This is a genomic window from Ectopseudomonas khazarica, assembly GCF_004521985.1.
Taxonomy (GTDB): domain Bacteria; phylum Pseudomonadota; class Gammaproteobacteria; order Pseudomonadales; family Pseudomonadaceae; genus Aquipseudomonas; species Aquipseudomonas khazarica.
In genome coordinates this window covers 317714-335926 of sequence record NZ_SBHZ01000002.1, presented here as the reverse complement: position 1 = coordinate 335926, position 18213 = coordinate 317714, and the positions used below count along the sequence as shown (strand labels likewise).

General features: G+C 67.6%; 13 protein-coding genes and 1 riboswitch. Of the genes, 1 reads left to right on the top strand and 12 read right to left on the bottom strand.

The window, feature by feature from the left end:
- Positions 1-150: 150 nt before the first annotated feature.
- The 7 genes from EPK82_RS03380 to EPK82_RS03350 form a co-directional block, all read right to left on the bottom strand.
- Positions 151-2016 (bottom strand): TonB-dependent receptor domain-containing protein, encoded by a 1866-nt coding sequence (locus tag EPK82_RS03380; RefSeq protein WP_134675792.1) that lies wholly within the window; start codon positions 2014-2016, stop codon positions 151-153.
- 84 nt (positions 2017-2100) lie between these two features.
- Positions 2101-2303: riboswitch (cobalamin riboswitch) on the bottom strand.
- Positions 2304-2425: 122 nt separating this feature from the next.
- The gene (dxs, locus tag EPK82_RS03375) at positions 2426-4327 is read right to left on the bottom strand and encodes a 1-deoxy-D-xylulose-5-phosphate synthase (RefSeq protein ID WP_037055825.1); all 1902 of its coding nucleotides are present in this window, start codon (positions 4325-4327) and stop codon (positions 2426-2428) included.
- Between the two features lie 82 nt (positions 4328-4409).
- On the bottom strand, positions 4410-5360 hold the full coding sequence (locus EPK82_RS03370) for an alpha/beta fold hydrolase (protein WP_134675791.1): 951 nt from the start codon (positions 5358-5360) through the stop codon (positions 4410-4412).
- Between the two features lie 6 nt (positions 5361-5366).
- The gene (locus EPK82_RS03365; protein WP_134675790.1) at positions 5367-8639 is read right to left on the bottom strand and encodes an acetyl-CoA carboxylase family protein; all 3273 of its coding nucleotides are present in this window, start codon (positions 8637-8639) and stop codon (positions 5367-5369) included.
- Positions 8640-8780: 141 nt separating this feature from the next.
- Positions 8781-9668 (bottom strand): polyprenyl synthetase family protein, encoded by an 888-nt coding sequence (locus tag EPK82_RS03360; RefSeq protein WP_134675789.1) that lies wholly within the window; start codon positions 9666-9668, stop codon positions 8781-8783.
- A complete protein-coding gene (locus EPK82_RS03355; protein WP_037055831.1) occupies positions 9665-9907 on the bottom strand; it encodes an exodeoxyribonuclease VII small subunit in 243 nt (80 codons plus the stop codon). Before EPK82_RS03355 ends, EPK82_RS03360 begins: the two co-directional genes overlap by 4 nt.
- A gap of 187 nt (positions 9908-10094) precedes the next feature.
- Complete coding sequence (locus tag EPK82_RS03350; protein ID WP_134675788.1) at positions 10095-10865, bottom strand: sulfite exporter TauE/SafE family protein; 771 nt, start codon at positions 10863-10865, stop codon at positions 10095-10097.
- Between the two features lie 188 nt (positions 10866-11053).
- On the opposite strand from EPK82_RS03350, the gene EPK82_RS03345 reads away from it, so the two are divergent.
- Positions 11054-11929, top strand: a complete 876-nt coding sequence (locus EPK82_RS03345; protein ID WP_134675787.1) for a DMT family transporter — start codon at positions 11054-11056, stop codon at positions 11927-11929.
- A 4-nt stretch (positions 11930-11933) separates the two neighbouring features.
- On the opposite strand, the gene EPK82_RS03340 is transcribed toward EPK82_RS03345, so the two are convergent.
- The 5 genes from EPK82_RS03340 to EPK82_RS03320 form a co-directional block, all read right to left on the bottom strand.
- The gene (locus EPK82_RS03340; RefSeq protein WP_134675786.1) at positions 11934-12962 is read right to left on the bottom strand and encodes a response regulator; all 1029 of its coding nucleotides are present in this window, start codon (positions 12960-12962) and stop codon (positions 11934-11936) included.
- 62 nt (positions 12963-13024) lie between these two features.
- Positions 13025-14029, bottom strand: coding sequence for a chemotaxis response regulator protein-glutamate methylesterase (gene cheB, locus EPK82_RS03335; RefSeq protein WP_134675785.1), 1005 nt, complete (start codon positions 14027-14029; stop codon positions 13025-13027).
- Positions 14026-16293, bottom strand: coding sequence for a hybrid sensor histidine kinase/response regulator (locus EPK82_RS03330; RefSeq protein WP_134675784.1), 2268 nt, complete (start codon positions 16291-16293; stop codon positions 14026-14028). Before EPK82_RS03330 ends, cheB begins: the two co-directional genes overlap by 4 nt.
- The gene (locus EPK82_RS03325) at positions 16290-16970 is read right to left on the bottom strand and encodes a chemotaxis protein CheW (protein WP_134675783.1); all 681 of its coding nucleotides are present in this window, start codon (positions 16968-16970) and stop codon (positions 16290-16292) included. The genes EPK82_RS03330 and EPK82_RS03325 overlap by 4 nt, the downstream gene beginning before the upstream one ends.
- Positions 16963-18210, bottom strand: a complete 1248-nt coding sequence (locus tag EPK82_RS03320; protein ID WP_134675782.1) for a CheR family methyltransferase — start codon at positions 18208-18210, stop codon at positions 16963-16965. Before EPK82_RS03320 ends, EPK82_RS03325 begins: the two co-directional genes overlap by 8 nt.
- Positions 18211-18213: the final 3 nt, after the last annotated feature.

Below are 18213 nucleotides of genomic sequence, written 5' to 3'. Positions count from 1 at the left end.
CTGGCGTGGGTTGCGCTCGATGTGGCGCTAACCCACCACCGCTGCCATGCGTTCCATCGCTGGTGGGTTACGCGGCGCTCCCGTTCATCGGCGCTTGCCAGATAGGCGTTCGGCGCCGCTAACCCACCCTACGCGAGCAGTGCATCGACATCAGATCTGCGGCGTCCAGGTTACGGCGAACAGTGCGGTGCGTCCGGCACTGTTGTAGCCGAAGCGCCCGTTGGGCGTGCTGTACGTGGCTTCTGCGTAGTCCCGGTCCAGCAGGTTATCCAGCTTCAGGCTCAGCCCCAGTTCCTGGGTGGCCTGCCAGGCTGCGCGCAGGCTGAGCAGGCCGTAGCCGCTCATCCTGATCTGGTTCTCGGCATCGTCGTAACGACCACTGAGCGCACGCCAGCCAGCGCCAATCGACACGTCACCGAAGCGGCGGTCGATATCCAGCGTCAGCGTGCGTTTGGCGCGACGTTGCAGGGTATGACCGCTGTCGCGATCGCGCGGGTCGATCAGGGCCAGGGCCAGGTTGCCTTGCCAGCCGAACAGTTCCTGCTGCACTGCGGCCTCGAAACCATTGATCCGGGCAGTCTGGACGTTCTGCGGAATGAAGTTCTCGTCCAGAACGATGGCATCTTCGATCTCGGTTCGGTACACGGAGGCCTGCAGCGAGCCTGTGTCGCTGTACCGGCTGCGCCATTGCAGTTCGTAGCTCTTGGAGCGTTCCGGGGTGAGCTCGGGGTTTGCACTGGGGAAACACATGCTGCCGAAGCAGAAGTCCGGGTAATACAGGTCATTGAAGGTTGGCGCGCGGAAGCCTTCGCTATACGACAGAATCAGATCGTTGGCGTTGTCCAGCGGCAGAGTCAGTGCCGCATTCCAGGTGTTTTCGTCGCCGAACTGCTGGTTGTCGTCATGGCGCAAGCCGATCTCGGTGGAAAAGTTTTCCCCGCTATAACGATGCTGGATGAAGGCTGCGCGGTTCCAGCGCGAATCCTCGACGAAGTCCGTGGTGCCCTGGGCTCGATCCTCGTACCAGTCCAAGCCCAGCAGCAACTGATGGTTCTCGGTGAGTGTCAGCGTGTTCAGCCAGTTGGCGGCGTCACGGTATGTGTTGAACTGGCTGACTGAGCCACCCGGTTGATCATTGCCGCTATCGCGTTTGTCTTCGCTGTGGCCCAGCTCCAGGCGACTGCTCCAGCTATCGCTGAGCTGTGCGTCGATGAAGCCGGAAGCGCTGCTGAGCAGGTAGTCGGTAGTCGGCAGCGAGCCGCTGAAGACATCGTCGTACTCCACCTGGCCACGCTGGTCGAGCAGGTTGAAACCGATCTGCAGGCTGTCATCGAAGCGGTGCGACAGACTCAGGCTCAGTGAGCGGTTGCGGTAGGCATCGTCGTCGCCATTGGCGCCGAAACCGTCGCGGGTCGCGTCGATACCGGCCGTCTCGTCCAGTGCAGCGCCCAGGTGAAAGCGGGTGCGCTCATCGCCACCGGAAAGACCAAGGCTGCGCTGGTAGGTACTGTCGCTGCCGGCTGCCAGGCGCACGTAAGGGGCGAGCCCCTGGTCATCGCCCTTGCGGGTGAAAATCTGTATCACCCCACCGATGGCATCGGAGCCGTAGAGTGCCGAACGGGCGCCACGCACGACCTCGATACGCTCGATCTGCTCGGGGGCGAGAAACTCCAGGCTGCTGGTACCACTGGATGCCGCGGCGATGCGTTGGCCATCGACCAGCACCAGCGTTTGTGCCGTGCTGGTGCCGCGCAGAAACACGCCCGTCTGGCTGCCAGTACCGCCAGTGCGGACGACGCTAAGACCGGGAACGCGCTGCAGCAGCTCTGCAACGCTGCTGACCTGCAAACGCTCGATATCCGCTCGCTCGAACACGGTGCTGGCCGCCGTGGCCTGGGCTTGCGGTTCGGGCATGCGGCCCGAGGTGATGACCAGGGGCTCGGCCACGTAGGGTTCGCTGGCCAGTGACAGGCCAGGCAGGACAGCAATGGCCAGGGCCAGGCGAGACGCTCTCATGATGATTTCCTCAAGGTCGGCAGACTTTCGAGGAGGACAGCAGCCAGCGCGTGGGCGGCGCTTGACCGTGCTGCCCTCCGCAACACCAGTCGATCCGCCTTGGCCGGTCTCCGGGCTCTCGACCCCTATCCGCCTTCCCGGGGGCTCCCAGTGGCGGTTGGATAGGGACAAGCGTGATGCTTGCAGTCGATTACCGTTGCGGGGGCAGCGTCGGGATTGCTCATGGAGAGCGCACCGACTTCCCGTTCAGCAGACCGTTGAAAACTACCTGCGTTGGCGTTTTTTCAACGGCTTGCTGACGCCGCTTGCGCAGCGCACCCTGGCGGAACATGAAGTGCGCGCACCTTAGTGCGCGCGCAGCGGCATGACAAGCAAGCCCGGCTCATTCGGCGATGAGCGGGGCTCATGCTCAGAGCAGGTTCAGGCGTTCGCGTACCGCGCGTTCGATGCCGGCATCGTCCAGGCCGCACTCGGCGAGCATCTGGCTGGGCTTGGCATGCTCGACGTAGTAGTCCGGCAGGCCGAGGTGCAGCATCGACACCTGGCGGTTCTCGGCGGCGAAGAATTCGCTGACCGCGCTGCCGGCACCGCCCATCACGGCGTTTTCCTCGAGGGTCACCAGCAGCTCATGGCTGTCGGCCAGCTCACGCAGCAGGGCTTCGTCCAGCGGTTTGACGAAGCGCATGTCGACCACGCTGGCGTCCAGCGTCTCGCCAACCCGCAGGGCTTCGGCCAGTTGCACACCGAAGGCCAGCAGGGCGACGCGCTTGCCCTGGCGACGGACCACGGCCTTGCCGATTTCCAGCGGTTCGAGGCCCGCATCGAGCGGGGCGTTGGGGCCGGTACCACGCGGGTAGCGCACGGCTGCCGGGCCGTCGAACAGGTGGCCGGTGGTGAGCATGCGGCGCATCTCGTTCTCGTCGCTCGGCGTCATCACCAGCATGCCGGGGATGCAGCGCAGGTACGACAGGTCGAAGCTGCCGGCATGGGTCGGGCCGTCTTCGCCGACCAGGCCGGCGCGGTCGATGGCGAACAGCACGTCGAGGTGCTGCACGGCCACGTCATGGATCAGCTGGTCATAGGCGCGCTGGAGGAAGGTGGAGTAGATCGCCACCACCGGCTTGGCGCCCTCGCAGGCCATGCCGGCCGCCAGGGTCACGGCATGCTGTTCGGCGATGGCGACATCGAAGTAGCGCTCGGGGAAGCGCTCGCTGAAGGCCACCAGGTCGGAGCCTTCCTTCATCGCCGGGGTAATGCCGACCAGGCGCTCATCGGCCTCGGCCATGTCGCACAGCCACTGGCCGAACACGTTGGAGTACTTCGGACCGCTCGGCCGCTTCGGGCTGGAGAGCGCTGCGGCCGGCGGTGTCACCGGCTCCAGCTTGGTGATGGCGTGATAGCCGATCGGGTCGGCCTCGGCCGGCGCGAAGCCCTTGCCCTTCTTGGTCACCACGTGGAGGAACTGCGGGCCGTCCAGGTCGCGCATGTTGCGCAGGGTGGCCAGCAGGGTCGGCAGGTCGTGGCCGTCGATGGGGCCGACATAGTTCCAGCCCAGCTCCTCGAACAGGGTGCCGGGCACCAGCATGCCCTTGGCGTGCTCCTCGACCTTGCGCGCGATTTCCCAGGCACCGGGCAGGCGCGAAAGCATCTTCTTGCTGCCTTCGCGCATGCTGGCGTAGGTGCGGCTGGAGATGATCTTGGCCAGGTAGTTGGACAGGCCGCCGACGTTCTTGGAGATCGACATGTCGTTGTCGTTGAGGATCACCAGCATGTTGGCGCCGACGTCGGTGGCATGGTTGAGCGCTTCGAAGGCCATGCCGGCGGTCAGGGCGCCATCGCCGATCACCGCCACGCTCTTGCGCTTCTCGCCCTTCAGGCGGGCGGCGATGGCCATGCCGAGGGCGGCACTGATGCTGGTGCTGGAGTGGCCGACGCCGAAGGTGTCGTACTCGCTCTCGCTGCGACGCGGGAAGGCGGCCAGGCCGTCACGCTGGCGCAGCGTGCCCATGCGCTCACGGCGACCGGTGAGGATCTTGTGCGGATAGGCCTGATGGCCGACGTCCCACACCAGGCGGTCGTCGGGCGTATCGAAGACGTAGTGCAGGGCGATGGTCAGTTCGATCACGCCGAGGCCGGCACCGAAGTGACCGCCACTCTGGCCGACGCTGTAGAGCAGGTACTGGCGCAGCTCGTCGGCGAGGGTTTCCAGGTCCGCTTCGGCCAGGCGACGCAGTTCGTCCGGCGTATTGGCGCTGTCCAGCAAGGGCGTCAACGGGCGCTCGCGGGGGATCTCGTGGAAAGTGGTCGGCATCAGGCGAATCGTTATAGGTGTAAAAGATGCGGCAGTTTACCTGATGCCAGGAAAACAGCCCAATCCGCTGACCAGATCGCCGTCAGCGGTAGTGCCGCGCGAGAAACGCCAGCAGCAGTTCGCTCACCCGCTCGCCGCACTCGGCCTGCAGCCAGTGGCCGGCGCCCGGCAGGTCGTGGCGTTCCAGGTGCGGCACCTTGTCGCCCATGCGCTTGAGCGTCGGTGCCTCGAAACGGCCGACCGGGTCGTGTTCGCCGAGCAGGAACAGCGTTGGCTGCGTCACCTGAAGTGCGGCCAGATGCTCGGTGCGTTGCCAGTTGCGCTCGAAGTTGCGGTACCAGTTCAGCGCGCCGCGAAAGCCGTGGCGTTCGAAGGTGCGCAGGTAGTGGGCGAACGTCGCCTCGCTGCACCAGGGCGGCAGCGGGATGTCGGCCGGCATCCCGTCGAACAGCCGCGCATCGGCCGGTTTGTCCGTTGCCAGCAGGGCATCGCCCAGGCCGCCGAGCAGCAGGCGCAGGCTGCGGCCGATGTCCGCGTCCAGTTCGGCCTCGGCCAGCCCCGGCTGCTGGAAGTAGAGGATGTAGTGGAAGCGTCCGGCGTAGGCCTCGCGCATCATCTCGATGGCCGGGCGTTTCGGCCTGCCGCCGAAGGGCACCGACAGTGCGCCCAGGGCTCTGACCCGTTGCGGCTCGAGCAGGGCCAGATGCCAGGCCACCGGCGCGCCCCAGTCATGGCCGACCACAGCGACCTCGCGCTGGCCGAGCAGGTCCATGGCCGCCTGGATGTCGCCGCACAGGCTGAGCAGGTCGTAGGCTGCAGGATCGCTCGGCGCGCTGCTGGCGCCATAGCCGCGCATCTCCGGGGCGAACACGCGGTAGCCGGCACTGGCCAGCGCCTCGATCTGCGGGTGCCAGGCGTACCAGCATTCGGGAAAACCGTGCAGCAGCCACACCGGCCGGCCGTGCTCGGGACCGGCGCTGTACAGGCTGAGTTCGATGCCGTTCACGGCGAGCAGACGATGTTCGATGTGCATGGGTGTTTACCAGGTGTCGATGAAGGGACGCTTCTTGCCCTCACGCCGGGGTGGGCGTGGCGCCGCATTGAGGCCACGCAGCAGCCAGGCGCGGCTGTCGGCCGGATCGATCACGGCATCGATCTCCAGGTAGCTGGCCATGTTCAGGGCCTTGCCGTTGTCGTAGGCCTTGGCCACCAGCTTGTCGAACAGGGCCTGGCGTGCGGCCTCGTCCGGCTGGGCGGCCAGCTCCTTGGCGAACCCCAGGCGCACGGCACCCTCCAGACCCATGGCGCCGAACTCGGCACTGGGCCAGGCGGCGGTGAACAGCGGTGAGTGGAAGCTGCCCGCCGCCATGGCCTGGGCACCAAGGCCGTAGCCCTTGCGCAGCACCAGGGTGAAGAAGGGCACCGTGAGGCTGGCGGCGCTGACAAACAGGCGCGAGACATGGCGCACCGTGGCCTGCTTCTCCGCCTCCGGGCCTACCATGAAACCGGGGGTGTCGCACAGCGATACCACGGGCAGGTCATGCGCCTCGCACAGCTGCAGGAAGCGCGCGGCCTTGTCGCCGGCCACGGCATCGATGGCGCCGCCCAGGTGCGCGGGGTTGTTGGCGATCAGGCCGAAGGGCTTGCCTTCGATGCGGATCAGCGCGGTGATCAGCCCGGGGGCGAACTGGCGGCGCAGTTCCAGCACGCTGTGCTGGTCGGCGAGTAGTTGGATGACCTGGCGCATGTCGTACACGCGCAGGCGGTTTTCCGGGATCACGTGGCGCAGTTCGCGGTTGTCGCTGGCGTGCCAGTCGCTCAGCGCTCCCTGGAAGTAGCCCAGGTACTGCCTGGCCACGGCGACCGCCTCGGCTTCGTCCTCCACCAGCACGTCGATCACCCCGTTGGGACCCTGCACGCTGCTCGGGCCGACCTGCTCGGGTTTGAAGCTGCCCAGGCCGCCGCCTTCGATCATCGCCGGGCCGGCCATGCCGATGCTGGCATTGCGCGTAGCGATGATCACGTCGCAGCAGCCGAGCAACGCGGCGTTGCCGGCGAAGCAGCGCCCGGACACGACCCCTACCGTCGGCACCAGGCCGGAGAGCTTGGCCATGGCGACGAAGGTGTGGCAGTCCAGCCCGGCCACGCCGACGAAATCGGTATCGCCCGGGCGGCCGCCGCCGCCTTCGGCGAACAGCACCACGGGCAGGCGCCATTGTTCGGCCAGCGCCAGCATGCGGTCGGTCTTCTTGTGATTCATCACCCCCTGGGTGCCGGCGAACACGGTGTAGTCGTAGGCGATGGCCATGCAGCGCGCCGCCTCGCTGCCAAAGCGTTCTGCGCCCACGGTGCCGATGCCGGCAACCAGGCCGTCGGCCGGGCTCAGTTCCAGCAGCTCTTCGGGCGAACGCCGGCGGCGCTGGGCGGCGAGGGCCATGGCGCCGTATTCGATGAAGCTGTCGGCGTCGAGCAGGTCCGCCAGGTTCTCGCGCACGGTGCGCTGGCCAGTCCTGCGGCGCTTGGCCACGGCCTCGGGGCGGCGGGCGTCGGTCAGGCGGGCATGGCGTTCGAGCACTTCGGCCAGGTCGGCGCGGACGTGAGCCAGGTCGATGGCCTGCTCGCCGTGCAGCGCGCCGCCATCGACCTCGGCTGGTTCGACGAACAGCAACGTCTGGCCCCCGCTTACCGCGCTGCCCTCTGTCACGGCCAGTGCGCGGACGATGCCGCTGTGCTCGGCCTTGACCTCGAATTCCATCTTCATCGCCTCCAGCACGGCGATGTTCTGGCCCACCGCGATGGCATCGCCGGCGCGTACCGAGAGGCTGACCAGCACACCGGCACTGGCCGCATGCAGCGCCAGGGTGCCGGGCGGGGCATCGACCTCCGGTTGCGCATCGCTGGCGGCCTGGGCGCCGGTGAAGTAGCGATGCGGATGGGCCTGCTCGCGGGCCGCCAGCAGCGTGTCCAGATGACGTTCGACATAGGTGGTGTCGACCTGATTGGCGCGTACCTCGTCGCGTTGCAGCAGGTTCTGCAGCAGGTGCAGGTTGCTCGCCACGCCTTCCAGGCGGAACTCGCAGAGCCCGCGATAGGCGCGGCGCAGGGCGCCTGGGTAGTCGCTGGCGCTGGCGATCAGCTTGGCCACCAGCGAATCGTAGGCCGGGCTCACGGCATGGCCGGCATAGCCGCAGCCATCGATGCGCAGGCCGGGACCGGACGGCGGCTGGTAGGCGCTGAGCACGCCGGCAGCCGGGCGTGCGCTGCCATCGGCATGCAGCGACTCCAGATTCAGGCGCACCTGCACGGCATAGCCGTTGGTTGCTGGCGGTGCGAGCAGGCCCAGGTCGGCCAGGCTTGCGCCGGCGGCCAGGTGCAGTTGGCTGTGCAGCAGGTCGATGCCGGTGACCTGCTCGGTGACGGTGTGCTCCACCTGCACGCGCGGGTTGGCTTCCATGAAGTAGAAGTGCCCGGGCTGGTCGAGGTCGAGGAGGAACTCGAAGGTGCCGATGCCCAGGTAGCGCACTTCGGCAGCCAGGCGCAGGGCGCTGGCGATGATGGCGTCGCGGGTGCTGGCGTCCAGGTCCGGGCTGGGAGCGATTTCCACCAGCTTCTGGTGGCGCCGCTGCAGGCTGCAGTCGCGCTCCCACAGGTGGCTGACCGCACCGCTGCCATCCCCGAGCACCTGCACCTCGATATGCCGGGCGCGGCACACGCGTTTTTCCACGTACAACGCGCCGCTGCCGAAGGCGCCCAGGGCTTCCGACGCGCAGCGGGCGAAGGCGTCGGCCAGCTGCGTCGGATCATCCACCGCGCGCATGCCACGTCCGCCGCCACCGGCCAGGGCCTTGAGCATCACGCTGCCGTGCTCGCGCAAGAAGGCCTCGGCCTGCTCCAGGGTGACGGCGTGGTTGAGGCCGGGCACCAGCGCCACATCGCAGCGCTGGGCAAGCGCGCGGGCCGCCGCCTTGTCGCCGAACAGCTGCAGGGTCTCCGCCGTCGGGCCGATGAAGGTCAGGCCTGCCGCCTGGCAGCGCCGGGCGAACTCGGCATTCTCGGCGAGAAAACCGTAGCCGGGGTGGATCGCCGTGCAGCCTTGCGCCACGGCGCTGGCGATCAGCTGGTCCATGTCCAGGTAAGCGGCCACCCCGCGTCCCTCGAGTGCCACGGCGAGGTCGGCCTTGCGCGTATGCAGCCCGGCCGCGTCGTCCTCGGCGAACACCGCCACCGAGCGGATGCCGAGATCGGCACAGGCCTGGGCAATGCGGATGGCGATCTCGCCACGGTTGGCGATGAGCAGGGCGGGGAAGGGCATGGCGGCTCCAGACGTCTTGTCGTTATGGAGCCATCTTAGGAGGCTGGGCGCAGGGGTAAAGCAAGCCTCATGCGGCGATCATGTGGTCATAGATGACAATGATGGTGCGATCGCGGCGGCAGCCGCCTTCACGAGAGCGGCCTAGCTGCGCCGCTCGACGATGTAGCGCGCCAGCTCGCGCAGCGGTTCGGCGCTGTTGCCGAAGGCGCGCAGCACGTGCAGCGCCTGGTCGCGCAGCTCCAGGGCATAGTCCTTGGCGGCGTCGAGGCCGAGCAGGGCCGGGTAGGTGGGCTTGTCGTGGGCCTCGTCCTTGCCCTGGGTCTTGCCCAGGGTGGCGGTGTCGCTCTCCACGTCGAGGATGTCGTCCTGCACCTGGAAGGCCAGGCCGATGGCGCGGGCATATTGCAGCAGGGCCTTGAGGCTGAGGTCGTCGGCCTTGCCGCTGGCCAGGGCCCCCAGCAGCACGCTGGCTTCGATCAGGGCGCCGGTCTTGTGTCGGTGCATGGTTTCCAGCGCCTCGCGGTCGAGTTTCTGTCCAACCGAACCGAGGTCGATGGCCTGGCCGCCGACCATGCCGGCTGGCCCGACAGCACCGCCCAGGGCACTGAGCATCTGCAGGCGCACCTCGGGGTCCTGCGGGTTGCGGCGGCGGTCGGCGAGGACTTCGAAGGCCAGGCTCTGCAGGCCGTCGCCCGCGAGGATGGCGGTCGCCTCGTCGAAGGCCTTGTGGGTGGTCGGCTGGCCGCGACGCAGGTCGTCATCGTCCATGGCCGGCAGGTCGTCGTGGACCAGCGAATAGGCGTGGATCAGCTCCACCGCACAGGCGGCGCCATCGGCTCGTTCGATATCGCCTTGCAGGGCTTCGCAGGCGGCATAGACCAGCAGTGGGCGCACGCGCTTGCCGCCGTTCATGACGCTGTAGCGCATGGCCTGGTAGAGGCGTTCGAGTTCGTCGCGCGGGGCCTGGAACAGTTCATCCAGCGCTGCGTCGACGCGGCTCTGGCAGCGCTTCTGGTAGCTCGTGATCATGCCTGTTCGTCCGTGTCGAACGGCGCGGCCTGCAATTCACCGTCGCGTTCGAGGAGGATCTGCACCTTCTGCTCGGCCTGGGCCAGCGAAGCCTGGCATTCGCGGGTCAGGCCAATGCCCTGCTCGAACGCAGTCAGCGAATCCTCCAGCGACAGCTCGCCGCTCTCCAGGCGCTCGACCAGCGTCTGCAGTTCGGCAAGGGAGTGTTCGAAGTCGGGAGCGGCTTTCTTGCGGGCCATGGCGCGGGTTCTCGCTGATTCTGGAACGGGCGCGACACTAGCAGAGCCGCGCCTCTCGGGCAAATCAGGAGGCTGATCGATAGGCGCTTGTAGGAGCGGCTGGGCGGCATTCCGTTTTGTCCGCGATGCTGTCCAGGCACCCACCGGCCATCGCGGCTGAAGCCGCTCCTACAAAGAAGTCGCTTCATCACGCGGAGAAGTAGGTGCTCCAGAAGTAATAGAGGGTCATGCCGCTGCCCACCAGGATCACGAAGCTGCGCAGCAGCGCGGGCGGCAGTTTCTCGCCCAGTGCGCCGCCTGCGTAGCCACCCAGGGTGGCGCCGGTGAGCAGGATGACCAGCTCGTACCAGCTGACGCGGCCGGCGATGACGAAGGTCAGGGTGGCGACGCTGTAGATCACGGCCGAAATCAGATTCTTCAGCGCATTGGCACGGGCCAGCGGATGCCCCTCGATGGAGAAGGCCGCCAGTTGCAGGATGCCCATGCCGGCACCGAAGTAGCCGCCATAGATCGACACGCCGATATGCGCCCCCAGCGACAGCGGCGTGTGGGGCGGATGCTCGGCCTCCTTGCGCCGCGCCGCCAGTGCGCGCCCCAGCCAGGGGCTGGCGGCGAACAGTGCGGTGGCGGCCAGCAGCAGCCAGGGGATCAGCACGCGGAATACATCGTCGCCGCCGGCCAGCAGCAACAGGCCGCCGAGCAGGCCCCCGGCCAGGCCTGCACCCAGCAACGGCAGCAGGTAGCAGCCCAGCGGGCGCAGCGAGGCACGCGCGGCCCAGGCGCCGGCCAGGCTGGCGGGCCACAGCGCCACCGCGTTGGTCGCGTTGGCGGTCACCGGTGGCAGCCCGGCGGCGAGCAGTGCGGGGAAGGAGAAGAACGTACCACCGCCCGCCAGGGCGTTCATGCCGCCGGCGGCGAAACCGGCGAGGGCCAACAGCAGCAGATCGAACAGGGACATCGGGCAGGCTCGCACAAAAAGAGTGCAGCATAGGGCTGACCGTACGGTCAGCCAAGTACGACCAAGGTCCGCTCGCAAAGTGGCGCCGGGGCGGACAGGTGCTCGACGGTGCTGGCCGGGGACCTTTATCAGGCCTATAGTTAGTTGCCTTGCTAATCATTTGCGGCGCGCCGCGCGTCGAGTATCCAATGACCTCCCTTCCGCTATCCGGCGCCAATCACCCCTTCAAGGGGATCGCGCTCATGGTCGTGGCGACGTTCATGTTCGCCAGCCACGACGCCATGTCCAAGTACCTGTCGGGGTTCTACCCGATCATTCTGATCGTCTGGGCGCGCTACCTGGTGCATACGCTGCTGATGGCGGGCATCTTCCTGCCGCAGTCGGGGCTGCGCGTGCTGCGCACCAAGCGCCCCGGCCTGCAGGTGCTCAGGGCGCTGTGCCTGCTGGGCGTCAGCCTGCTGTTCACCTCGGGGCTGATGTTCATCCCCCTGGCGGAAGCGACGTCGGTGATCTTCCTGGCGCCGTTGCTGGTCACCGCGCTGTCGGTGCCGCTGCTCGGTGAGCGCGTCAGCCTGGGCCAGTGGCTGGCGGTCAGCGTCGGCTTCGTCGGCGTGCTGGTCATCGTCCATCCGGGGGGCAACCTGTTCACTCCCGCCGTCCTGCTGCCGTTCAGCGCTGCCTTCTGTTTCAGCCTCTATCAGCTGCTGACACGGCGCCTGAGCGAAGTGGACAGCGCCACCACCAGCAACTTTCTCGCCGGGCTGGTCAACACCCTGGTGATGAGTGCGCTGGTGCCGTTCTTCTGGCACGTTCCTAGTCTTACCCACGGGCTGATGATGCTGGCGCTGGGCGGTTTCGGCATGGGGGCGCACCTGCTGCTGACCCATGCCTTCCGGCATGCGGCGCCTGCATTGCTGGCCCCTTTCGGCTACGCGCAGATCATCTTTGCCGGCCTGCTGGGCATGCTGGTGTTCGGTCACACGCCCGACAGCACCACCCTGATCGGCATTCTGATCATCTGCCTGAGCGGCCTGGCGGCAGCCTGGCAGACCCGCCGCCGCTGAGGCCTCAGCGCTCAGTCGTGTCGCTCGCCTGCGCCACCTGGTTGCGACCGCTGTGCTTGGCCAGGTACAGGCCTTCGTCCGCCTTGATCACCAGGCTCAGCGGGGCGCGCTCCGCCGAGGGGCGGATGGTGGCGACGCCGATGCTGACGCTGATCGACGAGCCGGCCTTGGGCAGGTCGTGGGGGATGCCCAGGGCCTCGACGGCACGGCGGATCTTCTCCGCCTGCAGACGGGCGCCACCCATGGCGGTGCCCGGCATGATCACGGCGAATTCCTCACCACCGTAGCGCGCGGCCAGGTCGCTGGCGCGAGTGCAACTGCTGCGCAGGGTCTCGCCGACCTGGCGCAGCACTTCGTCGCCGGCCACGTGACCGTGCTGGTCGTTGTAGGCCTTGAAGTAGTCGACGTCGATCATCAGCAGCGACAGCTCGCTCTGGTCGCGCTGCGCGCGGCTCCACTCGATCTCCAGGTACTCGTCGAAGTAGCGGCGGTTGGCCAGGGCGGTGAGGCCATCGGACTTGATCAGGCGTTGCAGCACCAGGTTGGTGTCGAGCAGCTGCTGCTGGCTCTCGCGCAGGGCGCGGTAGGCTTCGTCGCGTTGCAGCAGGGTCAGGTAGGAGCGCGAGTGATAGCGAATGCGCGCCAGCAGTTCGATGACGTCCGGCAACTTGACCAGGTAATCGTTGGCGCCGGCGGCGAAGGCGGCGCTCTTGACCTTGGGGTCTTCCTTGGTCGACAGGACGATGATCGGCACGTCGCGCAGGCCCGCAGCGGTACGGTACTGGGAGAGCAGTTCGAGGCCGTCGACGCCAGGCATGATCAGGTCCTGCAGGATCACCGTCGGCCTGATCTGCTGAGCCACGCTCAGGGCCTGCTGCGGGTCGGAGCAGAAGTGGAAGTCGATATCGCTCTCTTCGCTCAACGCACGCCGCACGGCCTCGCCGATCATGGCCTGGTCATCGACCAGCAGCACCATCATCGAATAGTCGGGCAGGCCATGATGGTGAATCGGATTGTCTTGAGGCCCTTGCATAAATGCGTCTCCGCCGGTGTGTTCGTTAAGGGGGCGGCGACTCTGGCCGCCAATTGGCATTCTCAGCCCAGGCACTCGACCAGGCGTGCCGCGATCCGTTTCAGGGGCAGCACTTCCGTTGCTGCGTCGAGTGCCACGGCGGCCTTGGGCATGCCATAGACGGCGCTGCTGGCCTGGTCCTGGGCGATGGTGTGAAAGCCGCGTTCGCGCATCTGCTTCAGACCCCTGGCGCCGTCACGGCCCATGCCGGTCAGCAGCACGCCGATGGCCTCGCCGCGCCAGTGGTTGGCCACGCTCTCGAAGAATACATCGATAGAGGGCCGATAGACCTGATCGACCGGCTCCGGTCGATAGACCAGGTGCCCTTCCGGGGCCAGGTACAGGTGATTGTTGGTGCCGGCCAGCAGCACGGCGCCCGCTTGCAGGACTTCGCCTTCCCGGGCCAGGCGTACCGGCATGTGCGCCTCGCTGGCGAGCCACTGGGCCATGCCCGCGGCGAACACCTCGTCAACGTGCTGGACCAGCACGATGCTGGCGGGGAAGTCGGCGGGAATCTGCTGCAGCAGCTCCACCAGCGACGCCGGCCCACCCGCCGAGGCGCCGATGGCGACCAGGCGCTTGCCACGGTTGTCGCTCTTGCGCACGACGCTCGGCTTGACCGTGCGCGAGGCCTTGTGCCCGATCATCCAGGCGATGTTGTGGATCTTGCGCCGGACGCTGGCGGCGTCGAGCACCAGTTGCGGGCCGAGTGACGGGGCGGCGACCACATCGAGTGCGCCGACGCCCATGGCGTCGAACACCCGCGCCATGTTGCGCTCGACATCGGAGGTGACGATGAGAATGGCGCAGGGCGTGTCCTGCATGATTCGTCGGGTCGCTTCCACGCCGTCCATGCCCGGCATCAGCATGTCCATCAGCAGCAGGTCCGGCAGGTCGTCGTGGCAGCGGCGCACGGCTTCTTCGCCGTCACTGGCGACCCAGATCAGCTCGTACTCCGGCTCCGCAGCCAGGGCGCGGCGCAGGGCCTCGACGGCCAGCGGCATGTCGTTGGCGATGGCAATCCTCATTCGCGGGCTCCGCCGATCAGGGTCTGCACGGCGTCCAGCAGGGCTTCGTCGTGGAAGCTCGCCTTGGCCAGGTAGTAATCGGCGCCGGCTTCCAGGCCGCGGCGGCGATCCTCTTCGCGGTCCTTGTAGGACACCACCATCACCGGCAGGGTGCGCAGGCGGGGGTCCTGGCGGACCTGGGTGACCAGCTCGATGCCGTCCATACGTGGCATGTCGATATCGGTGATCAGCAGGTCGAAGTGCTCGGCGCGCAACGCGTTCCAGCCGTCCATGCCGTCGACCGCCACCGAGACCTGGTAGCCGCGACTGAGCAGCAGCTTGCGCTCCAGCTCGCGCACGGTCAGCGAATCGTCCACCACCAGAACGCGCTTGCTCACCGTCTGACGGGCGTTGCTGGCATGGTCGACGCGCTCCAGGTGGCCGGTGCCTAGCAGCTTGCCCACGGAGTTGAGCAGGTCATCGACATCGAGGATCAGCACCGGCGTGCCGTCGTGCAGCAGCGCGCCGGCGGCCACGTCACGCACCTTGCCCAGGCGCGCATCCAGCGGCATCAGCACCAGGGTGAATTCACCGAGGAAGGCTTCCACCGCCAGGCCGTGGTACTGCTCGCGATCGCGAATCAGGACGATGGGAATGCTGTCGTCATCGTCCTGTTTTTCCTGGCGCTGCAGCAGCTGCGCCGCCGAGATCAGGCCGACGTGCTCGTCCTCCAGCCAGAAGTGCTGGCGGCCCTCGAGCTGGACGATGGCGCTGCGCGGCAGGCGCAGCATGCGTTCGATCTGGGCCAGCGGGAAGGCGTAGGCCTCGCCGCCGATGGTCACCACCAGGGCGCGCACCACCGACAGCGTCAGTGGCAGCTCGAGGTGGAACAGGCAGCCCTGGTCCGGCTGCTGCAGCAGGCGCACGTTGCCACGCATGCGGCGAATCTCGTGCTGCACCACGTCGAGGCCGACACCGCGACCGGACACTTCGGTGACCTGCTGGCTCATGCTGAACCCAGGCAGGAAGAGGAAGGCCAGCAACTCTTCCTCGGTCATCTGCTCGACCTGCTCGGCGGAGGCGAAGCGCCGCTTGACCACGGCCTCGGCGACGCGCTGCAGGTCGATGCCGGCGCCGTCATCGCTGACCTCCAGCACCAGCATGCCGGCATGGTGACGTGCGCGCAGCTGCACCACGCCCTCTGCCGGCTTGCCTTTGCGCGAGCGCAAGGCGGGCGGCTCGATGCCATGGTCGACGGCGTTGCGCAGCAGGTGGGTCAGTGGCGCCTCCAGGCGCTCCAGCACGTCGCGGTCGACCTGGGTGTTCTCGCCCTCGATCTCCAGGCGGATCTGTTTGCCCAGCGTGCGGCCCAGGTCACGCAGCATGCGCGTCTGTCCGGTCAGCACGTCGGAGAAGGGGCGCATGCGCGACGCCAGCGCCAGGTCGTACAGCTGCTGGGTACGCTGGCCGCCGTGCCAGACGAAGTCGTCGAACAGTTCCTGGTGGCCCTGCAACTGTTGCTGGCACTCGATCAGCAGGTTGCGGCTCTCGTTGAACAGCGCCTGGGCGGTGGCATCCAGGTCACTGCCCAGCAGGTGCTCGCGCAGGGTTTCCAGGGTGCGCCGGGCCGACTCCTGCTGGCGCTTGAGGCGGTGCAGCGACTCGCTCAGCGGCTTGGTGCGCTGGAACTCCACCAGCGACTTGCCGGAGAGGTCGATGAGGTGGTCGAAGCGCTCGGCCGAGACCCGCAGCACGCGGCTGGTGCGCTCCTCCGGGACGGCGGGTTCGAGCGTGGCGCTGGCCGGTGCGCTGGCGGGCTCGGCGGCGTCGCTCGCCTCGGCAGGCGTTTCCTGCGCCTCGGGGCTGGCGGCCGGCGGGCGCAGCGTCGGCACGGCGTTGCCAAGCAGCACCTGCAAGCGGCTGGTGACGGTCTCGACGCGCGCCTCCAGGTCGGCATCCTGCTGCGCCTGGCCGATGCGCAGGAGCAGGTCGGACCCCTGCAGCAGGGCGTCGATATGCTCCGGCAGCAAACGCAGCAGGCCCTCCTGGGCGGCGACCAGCAGGTCCTCCATCGCATGCGCGACCTGCACGCCATGGTCCAGACCGACGATGCGCGCGGCGCCCTTGAGCGAGTGCGCGGCACGCATGCAGGCTTCCAGCTGGCCGGCGTTGCTCGGGTCGCGTTCGAGAATCAGCAGGCCGGTATCGAGTACCTGCTTCTGCGCCTCGGCCTCCAGCTGGAACAGGTCGAGCAGCGATGCATCCCTCATCTGGTCCGGTGTCACGCGAGGCTCCCGATCATGTTCTGCAGCAACTGCTCGTCGTTCAGCAGGGTGATGCTCTGTCCCCGCCATTGCAGGACGCCGGCAGTGAAGCGGCTGATGGTTCGCTTGTCATCCTGCTTGGCATTGCTGATGCGTGCCAGCGGGATCTTCTGGATGCCGCTGACTTCGTCGACCGGCACGACCAGCGGGCCGCTGCCGCTTTCCAGGATCAGCATGCGCGGGATGACGCGCTGGCCGTTCTGTCGGCTGTCGTCCGTTTCGAGATCGAGCAGCTCGCTCAGCGACAGGCAGGCGACCAGCGTGCCGCGCACGTTGGTCACGCCCAGCAGGCCGGTGCTCTTGCGGTGCGGCAGGCTGTGGATCGGCGACACCGGCATCACCTCGGCCAGGCAGCGGGTGGCGATGGCCAGCCATTGTTCGCCGAGGCGGAAGATCAGCAGTGAGCGTTGTTCGCCAACGGGTTCCTGCGCCTCGCCCTGGCCGTAGTCGTCAGCGTCGCGCTCCAGGCTGCTGCCGTAGCGGTCGAGCAGGGCGATGGCGGCGGCCCCGTAGACCTCGCAGTTACGGCAGTGGATGTGGCGCTCCAGGCGCTCGCAGCGCTTGTCGCCAAACACGCCGATACGGTTCCAGCAGTCGTCGACGGCGGGTTGGCTCTGGAGCAGGTCGTGGTCAGTCACGTTCGCCTACCTCGGGGTTCTGGGCGCGTCGGTACAGGCGCTGTGCGCCGGCCAGATCACCCTGGGATTCCAGGTGCGCGGCCAGGTGCGTCAGGGCTTCGCGGTGCTGCGGTTCGAGATAGATCGCCTTGCGGTAGTAGGCGCATGCCTGGTCGCTGCGGCCTGCCGAATCGCTCAGCAGGCCCAGCCAGTAATAGGCGGTGGCGCTGGGGCCGCTCTGTTGCAGGTGCTGCTCGCTGCGCTGGCGCGCTTCGTCGGTGCGCCCGGCATTGGCCAGGCTGGCGACCTCGGCCCAGATGTCTACGGCAGCGACCTGGGGCGCGGCGGTGACCACGGCCTTGGGCGTGGCGCGGGGCCTGGCCGGCGGCTGCGGGCGGATCGGCGGCGTCGGGAGCGGGCGCGCGCGGCTGACGGTGCCCCGGCCGGGCACGCTCCTGGCGGGTTTGGCCGGGGCCAGGCGGAAGGCGAAGGTCTGTTGCCGCCCCAGCGCCTGCAGGCCGTTCTGGCTGGCCAGGCTGGCTTCGGCAGGGCCGATGAACAGCATGCCGTCGCCCTGCAGCTGGCGCTTGAGCAGCTCCAGCACGCGCACCTGGGTGGGACGGTCGAAATAGATCAGCAGGTTGCGGCAGAAGATGAAGTCATAGGCCGGCTCGCCCGCGAACAGGTTGCTGTCGAGCAGGTTGCCGGTGCGCAGCCTGATGCAGTTGCGCACCCGCTCATCGAGGAGGAAACCACCACCTGGCTGCTCGCGGAAGTAGCGCTGGCGAAAGTCCAGGGCGTCGCCGCGGAATGAATTGCGCCCGTAGAGGCCGGCGCGGGCCTGCTCCAGCACCTTGTCACTGACGTCCAGGGCGTCGATCTGGAATTGCTGGGGCATGAGGCCGCTGTCGAGCAGCGTCATGGCGATCGAGCAGGGCTCTTCGCCGCTGGAACAGGGCAGGCTGATCAGGCGCAACGGACGTGCGCCGTGCAGTTGCGCATGGCGCTCCAGGGCCAGGCTGGCGAGTGCGTTGAACGACTCCGGATAGCGGAAGAACCAGGTCTCCGGCACCACCACGGCCTCGACCAGGGCCTGCTGCTCGCGCGGCGAGCCGCCGAGCGTGGTCCAGTAGCCTTCCAGGTCGTCCTGGCCGAGCTGATTCATGCGCTGGCGCACGGCACGTTCGATCACGCTGCGCCCCACCGATTCGGCATCCAGGCCGATGCGGCTCTTCAGCAGGCGTTCGATATGCTCGATCATGGC

What these genes read in the sequence shown, in the direction of transcription:
- EPK82_RS03340 (WP_134675786.1), bottom strand. Translation starts at nt 12,962, where the DNA reads ATGCAAGGGCCTCAAGACAATCCGATTCACCATCATGGCCTGCCCGAC.
- EPK82_RS03360 (WP_134675789.1), bottom strand. Translation starts at nt 9,668, where the DNA reads ATGATCACGAGCTACCAGAAGCGCTGCCAGAGCCGCGTCGACGCAGCG.
- EPK82_RS03380 (WP_134675792.1), bottom strand. Translation starts at nt 2,016, where the DNA reads ATGAGAGCGTCTCGCCTGGCCCTGGCCATTGCTGTCCTGCCTGGCCTG.
- EPK82_RS03320 (WP_134675782.1), bottom strand. Translation starts at nt 18,210, where the DNA reads ATGATCGAGCATATCGAACGCCTGCTGAAGAGCCGCATCGGCCTGGAT.
- EPK82_RS03370 (WP_134675791.1), bottom strand. Translation starts at nt 5,360, where the DNA reads ATGCACATCGAACATCGTCTGCTCGCCGTGAACGGCATCGAACTCAGC.
- dxs (WP_037055825.1), bottom strand. Translation starts at nt 4,327, where the DNA reads ATGCCGACCACTTTCCACGAGATCCCCCGCGAGCGCCCGTTGACGCCC.
- EPK82_RS03355 (WP_037055831.1), bottom strand. Translation starts at nt 9,907, where the DNA reads ATGGCCCGCAAGAAAGCCGCTCCCGACTTCGAACACTCCCTTGCCGAA.
- EPK82_RS03350 (WP_134675788.1), bottom strand. Translation starts at nt 10,865, where the DNA reads ATGTCCCTGTTCGATCTGCTGCTGTTGGCCCTCGCCGGTTTCGCCGCC.
- cheB (WP_134675785.1), bottom strand. Translation starts at nt 14,029, where the DNA reads ATGAGGATTGCCATCGCCAACGACATGCCGCTGGCCGTCGAGGCCCTG.
- EPK82_RS03345 (WP_134675787.1), top strand. Translation starts at nt 11,054, where the DNA reads ATGACCTCCCTTCCGCTATCCGGCGCCAATCACCCCTTCAAGGGGATC.
- EPK82_RS03365 (WP_134675790.1), bottom strand. Translation starts at nt 8,639, where the DNA reads ATGCCCTTCCCCGCCCTGCTCATCGCCAACCGTGGCGAGATCGCCATC.